Below are 1416 nucleotides of genomic sequence, written 5' to 3'. Positions count from 1 at the left end.
AATGCTTCCGTTGCCTTGAACTTCGGATATATCGGAGAGTACGATATATGGCGGTAGGCTTCGTTATCGTTTCTCACTGCCATAGGCGAGCAATAGGAAAAGGTGTCGATGTATCTGCCCAATACTCTCTGAACGGCTATCACGGCTTTCCGTCCTTGTGCATTCCACCAATACTGACCGATTTCAATAACGTAGGACGTTGGTTTGCATCCTTTCTCCATTTCTGCGAAGAGGAGGAACATTCTTAATACTTGGTACTCTCCACAAGTAGTAAGTATCGTAAAGTATTGCCTCTGTCTTATCTTACGTTCAAAGGTTTCCCTGACCTGCAACCTTGCCCTGCAATGAGGGCAGGTGCAAGTTTCAGCAGTTTGTTCCATCACCCAACTATGTCCACAATCCATACACGTTGTGCGACCTTTGGGCAGTCGATAGGCGAAGTGGTCTATGCACTCACGGAATGCCCACTTACATTGTGTCTTGCTTATCGGTCGCAGTTTTTTGCTCTCGGCAAGTACTGCCTTCTCAAATCTGTTTCTCGGTTTCATAATCTGTCCTCCTTAATCAGTTGTTACGAAATACATAGCCGTCCTTATACCAAAAGTCCGTGTCGAAAAGGTCATCGGCATATTTGGAGAAGTCGAAGTAACTCAATGCAAAATCGGATAATTCATTCTCCATTTTCGCAAGTTCCTCCGCAAAATCTTCCTTGCTTGCATAATTTCCGATGTAGTCGGATTGGAAAGATTTTACAAGGCTGTAAGCGTCTTGTGTGAGATGGGCGTTGTTTCCGTCCGCCCATACCCAAAATGCTTCTTTCTCTGTGTTGTTCAGTCTGTCCAACTCGTCCCGAAGTTCAAAGAAGTTTTCCTCCAAATGCCCCTCGTCTATCAGACCATCGGGGATTTCCTCCCACGCTTGGAACATATATTCGGGTTCTTCCTCGTCCTCGTGTATCTCGGCACAACGCTCCATAAAGTCGTCCAAATCGTAGAAGTCCGAAAGTTCCACCCATTCGCCCTGCAATGAGCCGTTGTTGTACTTGGCATAAGTGCCTACATAAATCCGTGCTTCGTTCAAATCCTTTGCTTCCATTTTCTTTTGTTGTTTAGAGGGTTAAAACTCGAATAGTGAGGGTTGTGCTATCTGCTGTTCCACCTGCTTCTCCGCTTTTGGTTTCTTGGTGGTCAGTTTGCGGTATTCCTCTGCTTGGTATCGCTCGATAGCCTTTTTCCGTGCTTCTGCTTTTTCCTCCTCTGTAAGTTCGATAGTATGGTTTACCACGACTTGGCAGTTGATGGACTTGCCCACCTCGATGTTATCCTCATCGTAGTAGTGTTTATCACGACTCGTGATAAACACTACTATCCAAAGTAAAATATTATCCAGAGAATGCCTTTGGTATACTATATATTT

General features: G+C 44.9%; 2 protein-coding genes and 1 pseudogene. All 3 read right to left on the bottom strand.

Going from position 1 to position 1416, the window contains the following annotated elements; genetic code table 11:
• A pseudogene (locus BN93_RS15625) lies at positions 1–548 on the bottom strand (PcfJ domain-containing protein); the annotation flags it as partial.
• Positions 549–564: 16 nt separating this feature from the next.
• On the bottom strand, positions 565–1095 hold the full coding sequence (locus BN93_RS15620; RefSeq protein ID WP_019189224.1) for an antirestriction protein ArdA: 531 nt from the start codon (positions 1093–1095) through the stop codon (positions 565–567).
• Between the two features lie 21 nt (positions 1096–1116).
• A partial coding sequence (locus BN93_RS15615; RefSeq protein WP_019189223.1) for a PcfK-like family protein occupies positions 1117–1416 on the bottom strand: 300 nt, incomplete at its 5' end.

Source organism: Prevotella conceptionensis 9403948 (assembly GCF_000312305.1).
In the GTDB taxonomy this organism is placed as follows: Bacteria; Bacteroidota; Bacteroidia; order Bacteroidales; family Bacteroidaceae; genus Prevotella; species Prevotella conceptionensis.
The sequence above is the reverse complement of the archived record's forward strand: the minus strand, read 5'-3'. Positions and strand labels throughout refer to the sequence as shown.

What these genes read in the sequence shown, in the direction of transcription:
- BN93_RS15620 (WP_019189224.1), bottom strand. Translation starts at nt 1,095, where the DNA reads ATGGAAGCAAAGGATTTGAACGAAGCACGGATTTATGTAGGCACTTAT.